The organism is Pseudomonas asplenii, assembly GCF_900105475.1.
Classification (GTDB): domain Bacteria; phylum Pseudomonadota; class Gammaproteobacteria; order Pseudomonadales; family Pseudomonadaceae; genus Aquipseudomonas; species Aquipseudomonas asplenii.
On the sequence record NZ_LT629777.1, the window covers coordinates 5,144,788 to 5,161,087 of the forward strand.

At 60.6% G+C, this 16,300-nt stretch carries 15 protein-coding genes; 7 read left to right on the forward strand and 8 right to left on the reverse strand.

Annotated elements, in window-relative coordinates; genetic code table 11:
* The first annotated feature begins 62 nt into the window (after positions 1-62).
* Together arnT and BLU37_RS22720 are read left to right on the forward strand one after the other, a co-directional pair.
* A complete protein-coding gene (arnT, locus tag BLU37_RS22715; RefSeq protein WP_090209134.1) occupies positions 63-1,754 on the forward strand; it encodes a lipid IV(A) 4-amino-4-deoxy-L-arabinosyltransferase in 1,692 nt (563 codons plus the stop codon).
* A complete protein-coding gene (locus tag BLU37_RS22720; RefSeq protein WP_090209136.1) occupies positions 1,751-3,316 on the forward strand; it encodes an ArnT family glycosyltransferase in 1,566 nt (521 codons plus the stop codon). The genes arnT and BLU37_RS22720 overlap by 4 nt, the downstream gene beginning before the upstream one ends.
* Positions 3,317-3,397: 81 nt before the next feature.
* Here the strand turns inward: BLU37_RS22720 and ggt are convergent, their stop codons facing one another.
* Positions 3,398-5,125, reverse strand: a complete 1,728-nt coding sequence (gene ggt / locus BLU37_RS22725) for a gamma-glutamyltransferase (protein WP_090209139.1) — start codon at positions 5,123-5,125, stop codon at positions 3,398-3,400.
* Between the two features lie 197 nt (positions 5,126-5,322).
* Here ggt and BLU37_RS22730 point away from each other — a divergent pair, with 197 nt between their 5' ends.
* Positions 5,323-6,768, forward strand: a complete 1,446-nt coding sequence (locus BLU37_RS22730) for a SulP family inorganic anion transporter (protein ID WP_090209142.1) — start codon at positions 5,323-5,325, stop codon at positions 6,766-6,768.
* A gap of 208 nt (positions 6,769-6,976) precedes the next feature.
* Complete coding sequence (locus tag BLU37_RS22735; protein WP_090209146.1) at positions 6,977-7,375, forward strand: hypothetical protein; 399 nt, start codon at positions 6,977-6,979, stop codon at positions 7,373-7,375.
* A gap of 6 nt (positions 7,376-7,381) precedes the next feature.
* Here BLU37_RS22735 and BLU37_RS22740 read toward each other — a convergent pair whose 3' ends face one another.
* The 3 genes from BLU37_RS22740 to BLU37_RS22750 all read right to left on the reverse strand — a co-directional run bounded on the left by BLU37_RS22740 (position 7,382) and on the right by BLU37_RS22750 (position 10,372).
* A complete protein-coding gene (locus BLU37_RS22740) occupies positions 7,382-8,362 on the reverse strand; it encodes an arsenic resistance protein (protein WP_090209149.1) in 981 nt (326 codons plus the stop codon).
* A 35-nt stretch (positions 8,363-8,397) separates the two neighbouring features.
* Positions 8,398-9,753, reverse strand: coding sequence for an MATE family efflux transporter (locus BLU37_RS22745; RefSeq protein ID WP_090209152.1), 1,356 nt, complete (start codon positions 9,751-9,753; stop codon positions 8,398-8,400).
* 103 nt (positions 9,754-9,856) lie between these two features.
* Complete coding sequence (locus BLU37_RS22750) at positions 9,857-10,372, reverse strand: DUF3087 domain-containing protein (protein ID WP_090209155.1); 516 nt, start codon at positions 10,370-10,372, stop codon at positions 9,857-9,859.
* 39 nt (positions 10,373-10,411) lie between these two features.
* Here BLU37_RS22750 and BLU37_RS22755 point away from each other — a divergent pair, with 39 nt between their 5' ends.
* Positions 10,412-11,440, forward strand: a complete 1,029-nt coding sequence (locus BLU37_RS22755; RefSeq protein WP_232000377.1) for an apolipoprotein A1/A4/E family protein — start codon at positions 10,412-10,414, stop codon at positions 11,438-11,440.
* Between the two features lie 226 nt (positions 11,441-11,666).
* Here BLU37_RS22755 and BLU37_RS22760 read toward each other — a convergent pair whose 3' ends face one another.
* On the reverse strand, positions 11,667-12,539 hold the full coding sequence (locus BLU37_RS22760) for a LysR family transcriptional regulator (protein ID WP_010448205.1): 873 nt from the start codon (positions 12,537-12,539) through the stop codon (positions 11,667-11,669).
* 204 nt (positions 12,540-12,743) lie between these two features.
* On the opposite strand from BLU37_RS22760, the gene ampC reads away from it, so the two are divergent.
* The gene (gene ampC, locus BLU37_RS22765; protein ID WP_090210993.1) at positions 12,744-13,913 is read left to right on the forward strand and encodes a class C beta-lactamase; all 1,170 of its coding nucleotides are present in this window, start codon (positions 12,744-12,746) and stop codon (positions 13,911-13,913) included.
* Positions 13,914-13,991: 78 nt separating this feature from the next.
* Positions 13,992-14,393, forward strand: a complete 402-nt coding sequence (locus BLU37_RS22770) for a hypothetical protein (protein WP_019362384.1) — start codon at positions 13,992-13,994, stop codon at positions 14,391-14,393.
* A 105-nt stretch (positions 14,394-14,498) separates the two neighbouring features.
* Here BLU37_RS22770 and BLU37_RS22775 read toward each other — a convergent pair whose 3' ends face one another.
* The 3 genes from BLU37_RS22775 to BLU37_RS22785 form a co-directional block, all read right to left on the reverse strand.
* Positions 14,499-14,810, reverse strand: a complete 312-nt coding sequence (locus BLU37_RS22775) for an AzlD domain-containing protein (RefSeq protein WP_010448200.1) — start codon at positions 14,808-14,810, stop codon at positions 14,499-14,501.
* Entirely contained in the window at positions 14,810-15,508 is a 699-nt protein-coding gene (locus tag BLU37_RS22780; RefSeq protein ID WP_090209161.1) for an AzlC family ABC transporter permease, read from the reverse strand. Before BLU37_RS22780 ends, BLU37_RS22775 begins: the two co-directional genes overlap by 1 nt.
* A gap of 115 nt (positions 15,509-15,623) precedes the next feature.
* Positions 15,624-16,283, reverse strand: coding sequence for a ribonuclease T2 family protein (locus tag BLU37_RS22785; protein ID WP_090209163.1), 660 nt, complete (start codon positions 16,281-16,283; stop codon positions 15,624-15,626).
* Positions 16,284-16,300: the final 17 nt, after the last annotated feature.

Sequence of the window (16,300 nt, forward strand, 5' to 3'; positions counted from 1 at the left end):
ATCTGGCAGTCGCAAATCCTGATTAAAACCCTTGTGGCGGTAGACACCGCTAAGGCCGACCCATGAACGCTCACCTGCCATTTCTTTCCCTTGCCGCGCTCAAGCGCTGGTCGCTGCCGATATTGATACTCGCCTTCGGGCTGTGCTACCTGCTGCCGATGATGTTTCACGGCCTATGGACTCCCGATGAAACCCGCTATGCCCAGATCAGCCAGGAAATGCTCCTGAGCGGCAACTGGACCGCCCCGCATTTCATGGGCCTGCGTTACTTTGAAAAACCCATTGCCGGCTACTGGATGATCGCCATCGGCCAGGCGATCTTCGGCGAAAACCTGTTCGGCGTCCGCGTTGCCTCGGCGCTCAGCACCGGGCTCAGTGTACTGCTGACCTACCTGATCGCCCGCCGCCTGTGGAACGACCCGCGCAAAAGCTTCGCCTCGACCCTGCTGTTCATGAGCTTCGGTCTGATCGCCGGACAGGCCGGCTATGCCAACCTCGATCCGCAGTTCACGCTGTGGTCGAACCTCAGCCTGGTCGCTTTCTGGTTCGCGACCGACAGCCAGCAATCCCGTCATCGCCTGTGGTCCTGGGCGATACTGGGGCTGGCTTGCGGCATGGGCTTTCTGACCAAGGGTTTTCTGGCCCTGCTGTTGCCGGTGCTGATCGCCCTGCCCTACATGATCTGGCAGCGCCGTCTTGGCGAGTTACTGCGCTGGGGACCGATCGCCGTCGTGGCAGCAGTGGCGGTTGCATTGCCCTGGGTGCTGGCGGTCCACGCCCAGGAGCCCGACTACTGGAATTTCTTCTTCTGGCACGAGCATATCCAGCGTTTTGCCGGTAACAACGCGCAGCACGCCCAGCCCTGGTGGTTCTACCTGCCATTGCTGGTGGTGTCGTGCCTGCCGTGGTCGGTGCTGCTGGTGCCAACGTTCAAGCAGGCCTGGCAGGAGAAGCGCCTGGCTGGCAGCGGTTTCCTCTGGCTGTGGTTCGTTCTGCCGCTGGTATTTTTCAGCCTGAGCAAAGGCAAGCTACCGACCTACATCATGCCGTGCCTGCTGCCACTGGCACTGATGATGGGCAACGCCGTAATCGACCGGGTGGCGCACGGCGAAGGCCGCGCACTGCGCCTCAACGGCATCCTCAACCTGATCCTCGGCGTGGCGGCCCTGGTGGGCCTGATCGTGCTGCAGGCCACCAGCGGCCTCTATGCCAACAGCCATGCCGAGGTGTTCAGCCTATCTCTGGTGTTCATCATGCTGATGGTCTGGATCATCGCCAATGCCCTGCAGGTATTGCGCCCCGTGGCATTCTGGGCGATGCCGGCAGTGGGCTGCGCCCTGCTGGTGACCCTGCTGCCGGCCGGCATGCCGGCCAGCGTGGTGAGCAACAAGATGCCCGACCAGTTCATCGCCGAGCATCTCGATGAACTGCGCCAGACCCATCGCCTGCTGAGCAACGAACTGGGGACTGCCGCAGCACTTTCCTGGCGCCTGCAACGGCCGCAGGTCGACTTGTTCAACACCGTCGGCGAACTGAAATATGGCCTGGGTTACCCTGATGCGCAGGGTCGCCAGGTCACGCTCGAGACCATCGGGCAGTGGATGAGCGAAGCACGCAAACAGGGATCGGTCGGGGTGGTCATGCGCGTCAAGGGCACGGCAGAAATGGAGGAAATCGGGCTGCTGCCTCCCGATGGCAAACGCTATAAAAAAGGTGACCGCGAAATCATTATCTTCCCACAGACTCAACCATGAACCTGACCTACTGGAAAACCGACAGGGGCGCCCTGACCCTGCTATTGGGCGTCTCGGCCGTGCTCCTGTTGCTGGGACTCGGCACACGGGAGCTTTGGGGTGCGGAAACCCGCTGGGCGAACATCGCCTTGCAGATGCTGCAGTCGGGCAACTACTTCGAGCCGTACCTCAAGGGCCTGCCCTATTACGACAAACCCCTGCCCTCCTACTGGCTGATCACCGCCAGCGCCAAACTGCTGGGCGGGCTAGGCAATGTCTCGCTGCGCCTGTCCTCGGTGATTGCTGCCTGGCTGAGCGTGTGGCTGGTCTATCTGATCGGTGAGCGCCTGTGGCGCAAGGGCACTGGCCTGGTGGCGGGCTGGATGTTGGCGACAACCTTCTACTTCGTGCTCTGGGCTCGCGTGGCCACCGCCGATATCCTTACCGTGTTCGGCGTGCTGGCCGCTGTCTGGTGGTACTGGCGCGGCCCGGATGACACGCGCCTGGGACGCTACACGGTGTTTTTCCTGATCCTGGCGCTGACCTCGCTGCTCAAGGGGCTGATCGGTTTCATCCTGCCGGGACTGATCTTGCTACCGCACCTGCTGACCGAAGGTCGCTGGAAAAAACATCTGAACCTGCGGCTGTTGATTGCCCTGCTGATCGCTCTCGCGTTCTATGCGTTGCCTTTCGTGCTGTCGAACCTTTACGGTGCGCCGAACTACAACGAAAGCGGCCTGGCCCTGGTGTTCAGGGAAAACGTCGTGCGGTTCTTCGACCCGTTCGACCACATGGGTCCGATCTACACCTACCTGATCTATCTACCGGCCTACACCCTGCCGTGGGCGCCGTACTGGCTACTCGGCCTCTGGTTGGCGCTGCGCCAATGGCGACGGATCGAGCCCAACACCCGCTGGCTGATCTGGAGCCTGGGCCTGCTGTTCGCGTTTTTCACCGCCAGCGGCAGCCGGCGCAGCTACTACGTACTACCCCTGGTACCGTTCGCGCAACTGCTGGCGGCCTGGTGGGTAACCCGGCACATGGCCGAAAAACGCGCCGCAGGGAAACCCAGCGGCCCCGGCTGGGCCAAGGGCTTCGCGGGGGCAGCGGCGCTTGTGCTGCTGATCATCGGCGTCGTCTCCCCGTGGAGCAACAGCGGTGGCGGTGTCATGCGCTTTGCCGACGACGTGCAGGCCAAGGCCAGTCAGAGAGCGCCATGGGATGAATGGCAGATGGTGATGATCGAGGTCGACAACAAGCTGCCGATGTACCTGAACAACCAGGGCACGCCCTTCTACTATGTGCAGGAAAATCAGGACTACCCACGCAACGGCAACAGCGACGACCTGATCGACTGGCTGGAAAAGACCAGTGGCCGCCGCTGGGACCCGACGCGGACGCTGATCATCACCAGTTTCAAGGCCGGTGATGCACTGCCCCTGGACTACCTCGCAGCCGACCATGACACCGTGGTGACCCAACCCACCAACGGCGCCCGGCTGACACATAACCGCGAGGATGGCAGCGTGGCCTATACTCCAAGGCGGGACGGGCCGCTGGAGCCCACGGAAAGCCGCCCTTAAAGGGTCGCTACTACACGTCGAGCAACGCCAGTTGCTGAACCGAGGACGGCCCGCAAGCTCCGGGCCGCTAAGCGGGCAAAATCAGTAGCCCAGTGACAACCCGGTATTGCGCCGTGGGTCATTGGCACCGTAGAAGCGGTTGTTCCCCACCGGCCTGCCACCGAGCGAAGGTGCCCCGACCAGGATCGCGGCCAGGTGATTCAGCGGCTGGGGCCCGGTGAACTTGTGGCCCCAGCTTTCGAGAATCTTCTGCGTATCCGGGCTGACCGCGTAGGTCTCGAGATTGGTTTCCTCCGGCAGCCATTGTTGGTGGAAACGCGGCGCATCCACCGCTTCCTGGATGTTCATCTTGTAGTCGATGACATTGAGGATGGTCAGCAGGGTCGCGGTAATGATCCGGCTGCCGCCTGGCGTACCGACCACCATGACGGTCTTGCCGTCCCTGGTGACGATGGTCGGACTCATCGACGACAGCGGCGTCTTGCCGGGCGCGATGGCATTCGCCTCGCCCTGCACCAGACCGTACATGTTCGGCACGCCGACCTTGGAAGTGAAATCGTCCATCTCGTCGTTGAGGATGACTCCGGTCTTGCTGGCCATCACCCCGGCCCCGAACCAGTCGTTGAGGGTGTAGGTCACCGACACCGCGTTGCCCCACTGGTCGACGATCGAGTAATGGGTGGTGTTGTTGCCCTCATGAGGCGCGACGCCCGGCTTGAGATCCTTGGAGATCCCGGCCTTGTGGGGATCGATCGCAGCCCGCAGTTTCTCCGCGTAGGCCCGGTCCAGCAGATGCGCCACCGGGTTCTTGACGAAATCCGGGTCGCCCAGGTAGCTGTTGCGGTCGACATAGGCGTGGCGCATGGCCTCGATCTGGTAATGCAGGCCCTGGGCCGAGTGATAGCCCAGTTGCTCCATCGGATAGCCTTCGAGGATGTTCATGATCTCGCAGATCACCACGCCACCGGAGCTGGGCGGCGGCGCCGAAACGATGTGGTAGCCACGGTAATCGCATTCGATGGGCGCCAATTCACGGGTTTTGTACTGGTCGAGGTCGGCTTGGGTGATGATGCCTTTGCCGGCCTGGCTCGAATCGACGATAGCCTGGGCAACCCAGCCCTTGTAGAAACCGTCGGTGCCCTTGGTGGAAATTTCCCGCAGGGTTTTTGCCAGGTCCTTCTGCACCAGTTTCTGGCCGACCTGCATCGGCTCGCCCTGGTTCAGGAAAATCGCGCCGGAATCGTGGATATCCTTCTTGAACTCGGCGGTAGCGGTGTGCAACAGGTCGACGTCGCCCTGCTCGAGCGTGAAGCCTTCTTCAGCCAGGTTGATGGCCGGAGCGATCACTTCGGCGCGCTTTTTCGTGCCGTATTTTTGCAGTGCCAGCTCCATGCCCGACACCGTACCCGGCACGGCAACGGCCAGGTGCCCTTTCGAACTCAGGTCGGGGACGACGTTGCCGTCCTTGTCCAGGTACATGTTGGCCGTGGCTGCCAGCGGTGCCTTTTCACGGAAGTCGAGGAAGGTCTTGCGGCCGTCGGCCAGTTGCACGGTCATGAAGCCACCGCCCCCCAGGTTGCCGGCAGCAGGATAGACCACGGCCAGGGCATAACCGACTGCCACTGCGGCATCCACCGCATTGCCACCGGCCTTGAGCACATCGACCCCGACATGGGTAGCCAGATGCTGCGCGGTGACAACCATACCGTTCTCACCGGCGACCGGCGCCTGAGAAGCAGCATGACCAGGGGTAACAGCCAGAATCAGCGCCGTCGCCAGGAGCGAGCGCGAAAGGGGTTCGAATTTCATGGACCGATTTCTCTTTTTCTTATGAGCTGGAAACGCAGACTCCTGTCTGCGCAGGCCTTTACCAAGGTAGTCGCTGGGGAAGAATTCACCTAGTGGCAATGACCGAGTTTTTTGCAGGACCTGTGACATTTCCGTAACATTCGCCGCCTTTCATAGACCCCTCGCTTGCCCCCGCTGGCCCCTACCTCAGGTACACCATGAAACCCGCCCGCCTACACGCCGATGTCCTGGCCGGACTGACCACCTCTTTCGCCCTGGTGCCCGAGTGCATCGCCTTTGCCCTGGTCGCTCACCTCAACCCGCTGATGGGCCTGTACGGCGCCTTCATCATCTGCACCCTGACCGCGCTGTTCGGAGGCCGGCCAGGCATGATCTCCGGTGCTGCCGGTTCAATGGCTGTGGTGATCGTCGCGCTGGTGGTGCAACACGGTGTGCAATATCTGCTGGCAACGGTACTGCTCGGCGGTCTGATCATGGTTGCGTTCGGCCTGTTGCGCCTGGGCAAGCTGGTGCGGATGGTGCCTCACTCGGTGATGCTCGGCTTCGTCAACGGCCTGGCGATCATTATCGCACTGGCCCAACTGGAGCAGTTCAAGGACGGCGAAGGCTGGATCAGTGGTGAACCCCTGACCGTGATGCTCGCGCTGGTGGCACTGACCATGGCCATCGTCTACCTGTTGCCACGTCTGAGCCGCGCTGTACCGCCGGCACTGGTGGCCATCCTCGGGGTCGGCCTGCTGGTCTACCTGTGCGGTCTGCCCACCCGTACCCTGGGCGACATGGCGCACATTGCCGGCGGCCTGCCGCTACCAACGCTGCCGCAAGTACCGTGGAACCTGGAAACCCTGCATATCATCGCACCCTATGCGGTGCTGATGGCCCTGGTGGGGCTGCTGGAAACCCTGCTGACCCTCAACCTCACCGACGAAATCACCGAGACCCGCAGCTACCCGGACCGTGAGTGCACGGCGCTGGGTGTCGCCAACATGGTCTCGGGGCTGTTTGGCGGCATGGGTGGCTGCGCCATGATCGGCCAGACCGTGATCAATCTCAGTTCCGGTGGCCGTGGCCGGCTGTCCGGCGTGGTGGCCGGGGTGATGATCCTGCTGTTCGTGCTGTTCCTGTCGCCGCTGATCGAACGTATTCCGCTGGCCGCGCTGGTGGGGGTGATGTTCGTGGTGTCCCAGCAGACCTTCGCCTGGGCCTCGTTGCGGGTATTGAACAAGGTGCCGGTGAACGATGTGCTGGTGATTATTGCCGTCACCGTGATCACGGTATTGACCGACCTGGCGACAGCGGTGCTGTGCGGGATCCTGATCGCCGCGCTGAATTTCGCCTGGCAACATGCCCGTGAACTGTACGCCGACACCCACCAAGAGCCCGACGGCAGCAAGCTGTATCGCCTGCATGGCACGTTGTTCTTTGCCTCGACCACGCCATTCCAGAACCTGTTCGACCCGGCCAACGACCCACAGAAGGTGGTGCTGGACTGCCGCCACCTGAGCTTTGTCGACTACTCGGCAATTGCCGCGCTGAAAAGCCTGCGGGAACGTTATGCCAAGGCCGGCAAGCACCTGCGGGTCGAACACCTGTCCGAGCGCTGCAAGCAGTTGCTCAAGCGTGCCGGAGTGCAGCACGGCTAGAAGGCGAATAGCCCTGTCTATTCGGACAGGGCCGCCATACGAAGTGACTGACACCACGCGCAATAATGGCCTGGAAATATCGAGACATGGCTGACAAGCCGCCAAACACGCCTCCTGCACAATCTGCACGGACAGAAATACCCGATCCACCTGTCAGTTTCCATCGGTCGCCACTGATGAAAAGCGTGATGAAACAAGGAATGTCAGGATGAAAGCCCTTCTATTGATAATCGCTGGCCTGCCCCTGGTCGCCTGCGGCAGCGACACCCCACCCACCGCCAGTGCCGTGCTGGAAGCCTTGAAAGCCAATGGCGTGCCCTTCGGGGCCGTGAGCTACCCCAAACGCAAGCCCCTGAGCCTGCTGCCCAACACCTACAAGGAACGGGTGGAGGTGGCGTTCCCGAGCATCGCGCCCAAGGGCGGCCAGTTCTTCGTCTGCGAAACGCGCGAATACTGCGATCACCTGCAGGAGCATTTTCATGCCTTGAAGGCCTTGGCCGGCCCGCATGTCTATCGCTCGAAAAGCGGCCGGGTGCTGGCGCAGCTCTACAGCACCCTGGAGCAACCGGTCGCCAATCAGATCCGGGCCGCCATCGAGGAGTTGTAGACGGCTTCAGCTCAAGGAGTCGTCGGGACGTTTGCGCCAGACCAGTGCCGGGATCACGCGGATATAGATCAGCTCCCCCACCAGTTCGACCAGGGTCTGGGTGATCACGGCAGCAGCCGCCAGACCGCGGATATCCTCGGGCAACGCCAGGGCCAACGGCAACACCACCAGGGAGTTGCGCGTCGAGGCACTGAAGATGACCGCCCGGGCGGGGCTCGCCGGCAGCCGGCACAGGCGTGCGGCCAAGGCACCCATCAGCGGTGCCAGCAGCATGAAGCCGAGATACACCGGCAACACGGGCGCAAGACGGTCGATGTCACGTACCACGGCGGCGATCTGCGAACCAACCACCGCCACCAGTACCGCCGCCATGGCCGGGACCGGCATCCAGACCCAGATATTGCACCAGGCCGTGGCGAGGCGCGAGCGTCGGGTCAGGGCCGAGGTCATCACGGCCAACAGCAACGGCGCGACGATCAGCAATAGAAAAGCCTCGACAAACGGCCCGATCGAAATCACCAGCACCGACTGCTCGCCCAGCATGAAGGCCAGGTAGACCGGCAGCAGGATCAGTTGAAGCAGCAGCAGGATCGGCGTTGCCGCCAGCATGCGCCGCGAATCGCCTCGGCCGATCTGAGTGAATACCACCACGTAGTCGATACAGGGCGTCAGCAGGACCAGCAGCGCACCCAGCAAAATGGCCGGATGCCCCGCCAGGCCACGGCTCAGGCCCCAGACCAGCAATGGGATCAGTACGAAGTTGGCGAGCAGCAACGCCGTCATGAAGCCCTTGTTGCCAAGCCCCCGGCGCAGGTCGAGAAAGGGAATCTGCAGGAACATCGCGTACATCAGCAGCGCGATTGCCGGTGTGACCAGGGCCGCGAGGCCCTGCGCGATAGCTGGAGACACCAACCCGACCAGCATGGCGACGATCACCGCGACGAAATAGACCGGTATCTGGTGCTGTTCAAGCGTGTCCCGATTCAAGCTGCGCCCCTCTGCCGCAAAGGTTTTTCAGGCGATCAGATCAGGCGTTCGATCCGTTTGTGTCGCCAGACCAGCCGGTAATAGGCAATCTGCAACAACAGCATGCTGATGTACGTCACCGGGAAGGCCATCCACACCCCCTCAAGTCCCAGGCGCGCATCGAGCAGATAAGCCACCGGCAACTCGATCCCGACGATACAGAAAATGATGATCAACACCGGCACCATCACCGTCCCGCTGGCACGCATGATGCCGCCAATCAACGCCTGGAAGCCGAACACCAGCAGGCTCCAGAGCATGATATGCAACAGGTGCTCGGCGGTTGCCTGGGTCGCCGCGTCAGTAATGAACAGGCCCAGCAACCAATGGGACAGCCCGTATCCGAGGGCGACCAGTCCGCCGGTCAGACAGGTATTGATCAGCATGCCGGTGCGCAGGATCGGCCCGATACGCTCCAGGTGCCCTGCCCCGATGGCTTGTGCGCCAAGAATCGAGGCGGTGATGGCAATCGACAGTGCCGGGAACTGCACGTAGTTGACGATCTGCGTCACCGCACCATAAGCCGCCGTGGCCTGGGATCCGTGGTGGTTGACCAACGCCAGGATCACCAGCTCGGACAAGGACAGCACGATCATCTGCAAGCCGGTCGGCAAACCGATACGCAAGATCTTGCCGAGGATGTCGCGATCCAGACGCATCGCCGCCAGCATCGCCCGATCCGGCGCCATGACGCTGTTCTTGTGCCGCAGACGCAGCCCCAGGAACAACATCGCACAGGCCGTACTCACCAGACCGGCCAGGGCGGCGCTCTGGATGCCCATTTGCGGCAGCCCCAACCAGCCCCGGATCAGCGCCGGGGTGAGCAACAGGCCGATACAGGTGGACACCAGCAACGCCAGCAAAGGCGACAGCGTGTCGCTGATACCTCGCAGCAGTTGAGTGAACAGGATGAAGATCAGCAACAGCGGCATGGTCAGCATCATCACTTGCGCATAACCGACCGCGGCATCCAGCACATCGGCAGGAGTCCCCAGCCCTTGCAGGGCCGGCCGGGCAAAAATACTCCCGAGCACCGCCGCGCCCAGTCCGATCAACGCGCCCAGGGTCAGCGTTGCCCCCACCACGGCCTTGACGGCCTGCGGTTCACGCGCGCCCCAGGCCTGGCCGATCAGCACCGAAGCACCGGCCCCCAGGCCGATGATCAGGGCAATGAAGAAAAACACCACCGGAAACATCCCGGACACCGCCGCCAGGGCCTCGGTGCCCAGCATCTGGCCAATATAGATACTGTTCAGCGTGCCGGAGAACGACTGCAGGAAATTGGACAGCACCATGGGTGCGAGGAAAACCAGATAGACCTGCCAGAGGCGACGTTGCGGGTGTGGCTGCATTGTAGGACTCGGATCTCGAATGAGGTACATCGACGTAGGCGTCGACTCTATCCTATAGGAGACCTGGTGAGGAGTTGGCGTCACATGTTCAGCCGACACCGACCTACTTGACGAGCTCCAGCCATTGCCGGTCGAGCCGCAGTTGCTCGGGGTCCAGACCCTGCTCCTGCATGGCAATCCTGTGCTGCTCCACCTCATCCGCCATCTGGTCGAGGCTGCTGGTGTTGCCGTCCAACAGATGCATCTGGTTCAAGCCCAGGTGATAGAAGCGCAGCAGTTTCATCGCCGCTGGATCACGGGTTTGTACCGCCGCCTTCAACCGATGCATGACGTTGGTGATCCGCATCAGGCTACGCTTGAGCTGCCAGCCGTAGACGGCCGCGGCCATCCAGGGTTGCGACCAGAAGACCTGGCGCATCAACACCGCCATCAGCAGCACGGCGACCAACACCCCACCAGCATTGAAGCGAAAATTGTCGCCACCGGGTGTACCGAACAACATCACGGCCAGCCCGGACAGCAACATGGCCAGCAACACGAAGGTCGCCGCGATGATCAGCGTGCTGCGACGGGTCTGCTGCCGATAGGTCTCGGGGTTGAACGGTTTGATTTCGAACATCGGTACAGGTGCCTGGAGTGAAAGGATGCGGCCATTATCATGCCTCGCGATCGATTCGGGGATATTCAAGTCAATGAAAGGTGTTTCAGGCTGCCGGAAAAACCTGTCGGCACCGATAGTGCCATGGCCCGCTGTCAGACAGCACAACGCCGTTCAATTGCATGCAAAAAGCCAGGTAATTACCTACAAAATCTGAAGAACGACCTGACTATCAGCTCCTGCCAGTTTGAATCGACTATCGCATCTGGATCGCTATTGTCTATTACAGGAGCCATGATGAATTTATCCCTGAGCTTATACGAGGCGCTGACTGCGGCCAGCGCCCCACCCGAAAAAGCCAAGGCAGCGGCAGATGCCTGGGAGGCCGATGTGCAAAACCTTGCGTCAAAATCTGATCTGCAACAGACCGAAGAACGTCTGCGGACCTCGCTCTCGGAGCAGGGCCAGGATCTACGCAACCTGATCAAGGATCAGTGTGGCGAACTACGCGCCACGATGAGCGAGAAGGTCAACGAACTACGCACCACGATGACTGAGCAGGTCAACGAACTACGCACCACGATGACTGAGCAGGTCAACGAACTGCGCACCACGATGACTGAGCAGATCAACGAACTGCGCACCACGATGAATGGGCAGATCAACGAACTGCGCACCACGATGAATGGGCAGATCAACGAACTGCGTACCACGATGAATGAGCAGATCAACGAACTGCGTCAGATCCTCAACGAGGAAAGTAAAGAGCTGCGGACACTGATCAGGGAGCAGAGCAACGAGCTACGGACATTGATCAAGGAGCAAGGCAACGAGTTTCGCAACGAGCTAAGGGAACAGAATCATGAATTGCGCACGCTGATCTTTGAACAAGGTGCCGAACTGCGCGCCGAGATCAGGGAGCAAGGCAGCGAGCTACGCCTATCGATACAGCAGCAGGGAGCTGACCTTCGATTATCGATGTCTGGGCTGCAATCACAGATCAACGTGATGCGCTGGCAGATCGGCCTGATCATCATCTGTGTAGCGGTACCGCTGTTCAAGCTGGCGTTCGACTTGCTCACGCGTTGAACCGGCGCTAGCAACGGCGAGCGCTGCTGGGGCCCGGCTCGTCAATGGAGTCATCATTTCCATTGATCATTCAAATCGCAAAACGGAATTTTTTATTTGTGCGCACTCAAGACAGGATAAGCCACCTCTCAACCTGTCGGACGCTCGACCATGAACCTGAACCTGGCCATTGCCTGCGCGATCGTAGTTTCTTTCGCCGTGGCGCTGATCCATACATGAACACAGCTCATTCAAGCTGCTCGCTCAACCAACTGCGAAAAGCCAACATCGCCGGTGTTTCGCTGCGTGAGTGCAAACGCGTCAGCCAATAGCTGCCCGTCACGATACCGATATCAAAAGGCTGTCGGATATCACCGGCATCCAACTGACGGGAGAACATCATCGGCGGTGCCAGTGCCACCCCCACGCCCTGCCGCGCAGCCTCCATCATCGCCAACGACGAATCGAAGACGACACTGTGGGCTACCAGGCTGTTTGCCGGCAAACCGGCGCTCTGGAACCACTCGGGCCACTCATCTGTACGATAGGAACGCAGCAGTGTCTGCGTCAGCACGTCGGCCGGTGATTGCAGCTGCTGGGCAATCTGTGCGGTGCACAACACCGAAAGTGGCGCTTCCAGCAAGCGCATGGCCTCGACACCATGCCAGGCTCCCAATCCAAAGCGAATCGCGAAATCGAGCCCTTCGGCGGCCACATCCACCCGGTTGTTATTGGTGGAAAGACGCAGGTCGATAAACGGATGGCTATCGCGAAAATCCGCCAGTCTCGGCAACAGCCAGCCCACGGCGAAAGTCCCCACCGCCCCTACTGTCAGCACTTCCCGGTAGTGTCCGCCGTCGAACCGCCCCAGGGCCAGGGCAATCCGGTCAAAGGACTCACACAACACCGGCAGCAGGCTTTCGCCCTCGGCGGTGAGCATCAACCCACGGGGCAGACGCTTGAAAAGCGCAACCTTCAACTGGTTTTCGAGACTCTTGACCTGATGGCTGACCGCTGCCTGGGTCACACACAACTCGACCGCTGCCCGGGTAAAACTCAGATGCCGCGCCGATGCTTCGAAAGCCCGCAGGGCATTAAGCGGCAAACTGGGCCGAACCATGTTTTGCTCCTAATTTTTCTAATGGCTAATCCGAGATTTCATCGTTTGTCGACGGTCGCCCCATCCCCTAGATTGAGTTCCGCACCGCAACCACCGTCCAGATCAGTCGATCATCAGGCCACACGTTTGAGGATGGGCGAGAGGCGCCACCATCAATCCGACAGGATGCGGAAAAAAATCAAAATTACGGAAAATTCCATGATTATGTCTAGAAAAAACCCAGTTAATGGCACATTGCTCATCACTGCCCTGTGCCTGCTCGGCAGCGCAAACAGCGTTGCAGCCAGTACGACAGTCGACCCGCTCAAGGCCGTCGTCGATGCCGCGATTCAACCGGTCATGCAGGAACAGAACATTGCCGGCATGGCCGTGGCAGTGCTCGTCAACGGCAAGGCACATTACTTTAACTACGGCATCAGCTCCAAGACGGAGAAACAGCCGGTAACGGAAAACACCCTGTTCGAGATCGGTTCGGTCAGCAAGACTTTTACCGCCACCCTTGGCGCCTATGCCGTGGCCGAAGGCAAACTGTCGCTTTCGGAAAACGCCAGTCGTTACCTGCCCGAACTGCGCGGCAGTGCTTTCGACAAGATCAGCGTACTCGACCTTGGCACCTACACCGGCGGCGGCCTGCCGCTGCAGTTCCCTAGCGAAGCCGACCATCCGGACAAGATGATGAGTTACTTCCGACAGTGGAAACCGCTATATCCGGGCCAAGAGAAGCGACAGTATTCGAACCCGAGCATCGGCCTGTTCGGCTACCTGGCAGCCCGGAGTCTCGGCCAGCCCTTTAACGAACTGATGGAAAAGACATTGCTGCCCAAGTTGGGGCTCAAGGACAGCTACATCACCGTCCCCAAGGACCAACAGAGCCGCTACGCCCAGGGTTACACCAAGAACGACAGCCCTTCACGGGTTGGCCCGGGAGCACTGGACTCGGAGGCCTACGGCATCAAGACCACGTCCAGCGACCTGCTGCATTACGCCCAGGTGAACATGCAGCCGCAACAGCTTGAGGCACCGCTGCAGAAGGCGATTACCTTGACCCACAGCGGGTTCTATCAATTTGCCGATACCACCCAGGGCCTCGGCTGGGAGTTGTACCCCTACCCGGCTACGCTGGACAGACTGCTCGCGGGCAACTCGAACACGATGCTGGAGCCGCAACAGACCACCTGGTTCAAGACGCCCAAACCGCCCCGTGCCGACAGCTGGGTCAACAAGACCGGTTCCACCAATGGCTTTGGCGCCTATGTCGCCTACGTGCCATCCAAGGGCATCGGTATTGTGATGCTGGCCAACAAGAACTACCCCAATCCGGTGCGGGTCAAGGCCGCCTACCAGGTGCTGAGCGCGGTGGCGAAAATGCAGTAACACTCAACCGCTCATACACCCGCCAGATGAAATTTGCCCATGGGCAAAAGCCCTCGCGCTTGGCTATGATCGGAGGTCATGAACACCATGCCTCCGATTCGCCAGTCCTGTCCTCCCGGCGCCTGCATCTGCGAGCGGGATCAGTTGCTGGAGACACCCGGCAGCGATAGACGGATCCTGCGCCTGACTCGTCAGGAAGAAAAAATCCTGCTCGAACGACTCGAAGATTTCAAAACCCTGGCTGACCTGGAGCGCCTGCAACAACGGATGTACGAGCAGTTGGGGATTCGCCTGAGCATTGCCCCGGGGCCCAACGAAGTGCGGACCATGCGTGGTATCGGCATTCACATCGAAGAACTCCCCGGTCTGTGCCGCAAGACTCGTCAGGCGATCCCGGCGGCGATTCGCCGTGGGCTGGAAAAACGTCCGGAAATCGCCTACGAACTGCTCAACGCCCACGACTTGCTGGGCGGTTCTTGAGCACTGCGCTGCGTCGCTGGCCTATACCGACACCGGAACGCTGGTGACCTTGGGCAACTGAGCTATCGACGCAAACGCGACGAGTTCAAAGCCACGAACCTGGCCCTAAAGCCACCAGCGCAAGAGAAAAAAGAACGCCATGCTCAGCAACATGCTCAGCAGGGTATTACGGGTATAGAGCACCAGAGCGACGGCCACCAGCGAGCTGATCAGATAGGGGTTGTCCAGATGCAGGTTCAGTTGTCGCTCGGGCATGAACACGATCGGCCCGCAGATCGCTGTCAGCATGCCCGGTACCGCAAAACCGAGAAACTGCCGGGCGTTGCTGCTCAGGCGCAACGGCAGCCGAGGTTCGAGAAATACATAGCGGTTGAGAAACACCAGCAGCCCCATCCCGAAAATTACCGCCCAGACCATCATTCGCGCCTCCGATACAGCTTGTTGCAGACAAATCCTGCCGCCATTCCCGCCAGCCCCGACAACACCAGCGCCGTCCCCCACTGCCAGTAGCTGAACAGCACCGAACAGAACAGTGACACTGCCACACATAGCAGCGTCGGCACATCACGCACCACCGGGGTGATCAGGGCAATGAAGGTCGCGGCGATCGAAAAATCCAGACCCAGATGTTCAAGACCGGGAATACTGCTGCCCAGCACGATCCCCGCCAGAGTGAACAGGTTCCAGGCAATATAAAACGTCAGACCCACTCCCAGCGCGTACCAGCGATCAAACTGTTGTTTGTCATACTGGCTGATCAGGGCGAACAACTCGTCGGTCAACAGGAACCCAAGACCGAAGCGCCAACGCCCCGGCAACGGCGCGATCATCGACCGCAGGCTCATGCCATAGAGCAGATGTTGTGAGGTCAGCAGCGCGGTGGTCAGCAGAATCGAGAAGATCCCCGCCCCGCCCTTGAGCATGCCGATAGCCACCAGTTGCGCGGCACCGGCAAACACAATGCTGGACAGACCTTGGCCTTGCAGCGGAGTCAGGTTGGCCTCGATGGCCATGGAGCCGGCCAGCAGCCCCCAGGGAGCGGTTGCCAGCGACAGCGGCATGATAGCCACAGCACCGCGCAGGAACGCGGCGCGGGGCAAGGAATGTTCTGACATAAAGCTCGGACTTCAGGAAATGGCAGCCGACTGTGGCAGGTCATTTGCGCTTTGTCTTGAACGATCTTGCAACATGAGCGGCGTCATCCGGCACCGCCCATGGAATCGATGTCCCTCAGCGAATCGGCGGCAGGCGGACCTTGCCGTCTCGGCACTGGTTCTTCACGCCCTTGCCGCACGACTCAAAGCCCAGGTCCTTGCCCATGCAAACACGCACTTCCGACAATTGAGGACCGCTGCAGCCCACGGCAATCCCGTCCGCCGGCAGACCCGGATTGCTCTGCTGGAACAACTGGGCGATTTCCTCGGCGGAGAACTCGCGTACGCTGGTTGACGGCTGCAGCGCCTCGGGGATCTGCAACTTGCCCAACGCCTGGTCGGTGGTATTCAGGTAATTGTCGGCTCCCAGGCCACTGCAAGTGCCGTGCTTGTTCCACTCATGTTCGAGCAGTTTTGCCGTCGGGAACAGGGTGCGTCCCTGCTGACGTTGTGCGGACGAAAGTGGCGTCAACGGCGCACAGAACTGTGGCCAACCACCCTTGGCATACTGTGGCCAGAGGCCATGGAGCACAAAACCGTAGCCTTTGCCCTTGCATTGCTCGTTACCGGCATGCGTCAGACAAAAGGTCGGCGACCAGGACAGGCTCAGCAAGTAATAGTCGAATTCACCGGCCTGGCCCTTCTGCTTGCTCTTTCCCGATGAAGACGGCTGATCTGCCTGCGCGCCGCCCATCGACAACATCAATACGGCCAATACCCCAGCAATCCACTTCATCTTCACGCCCTGCTCCT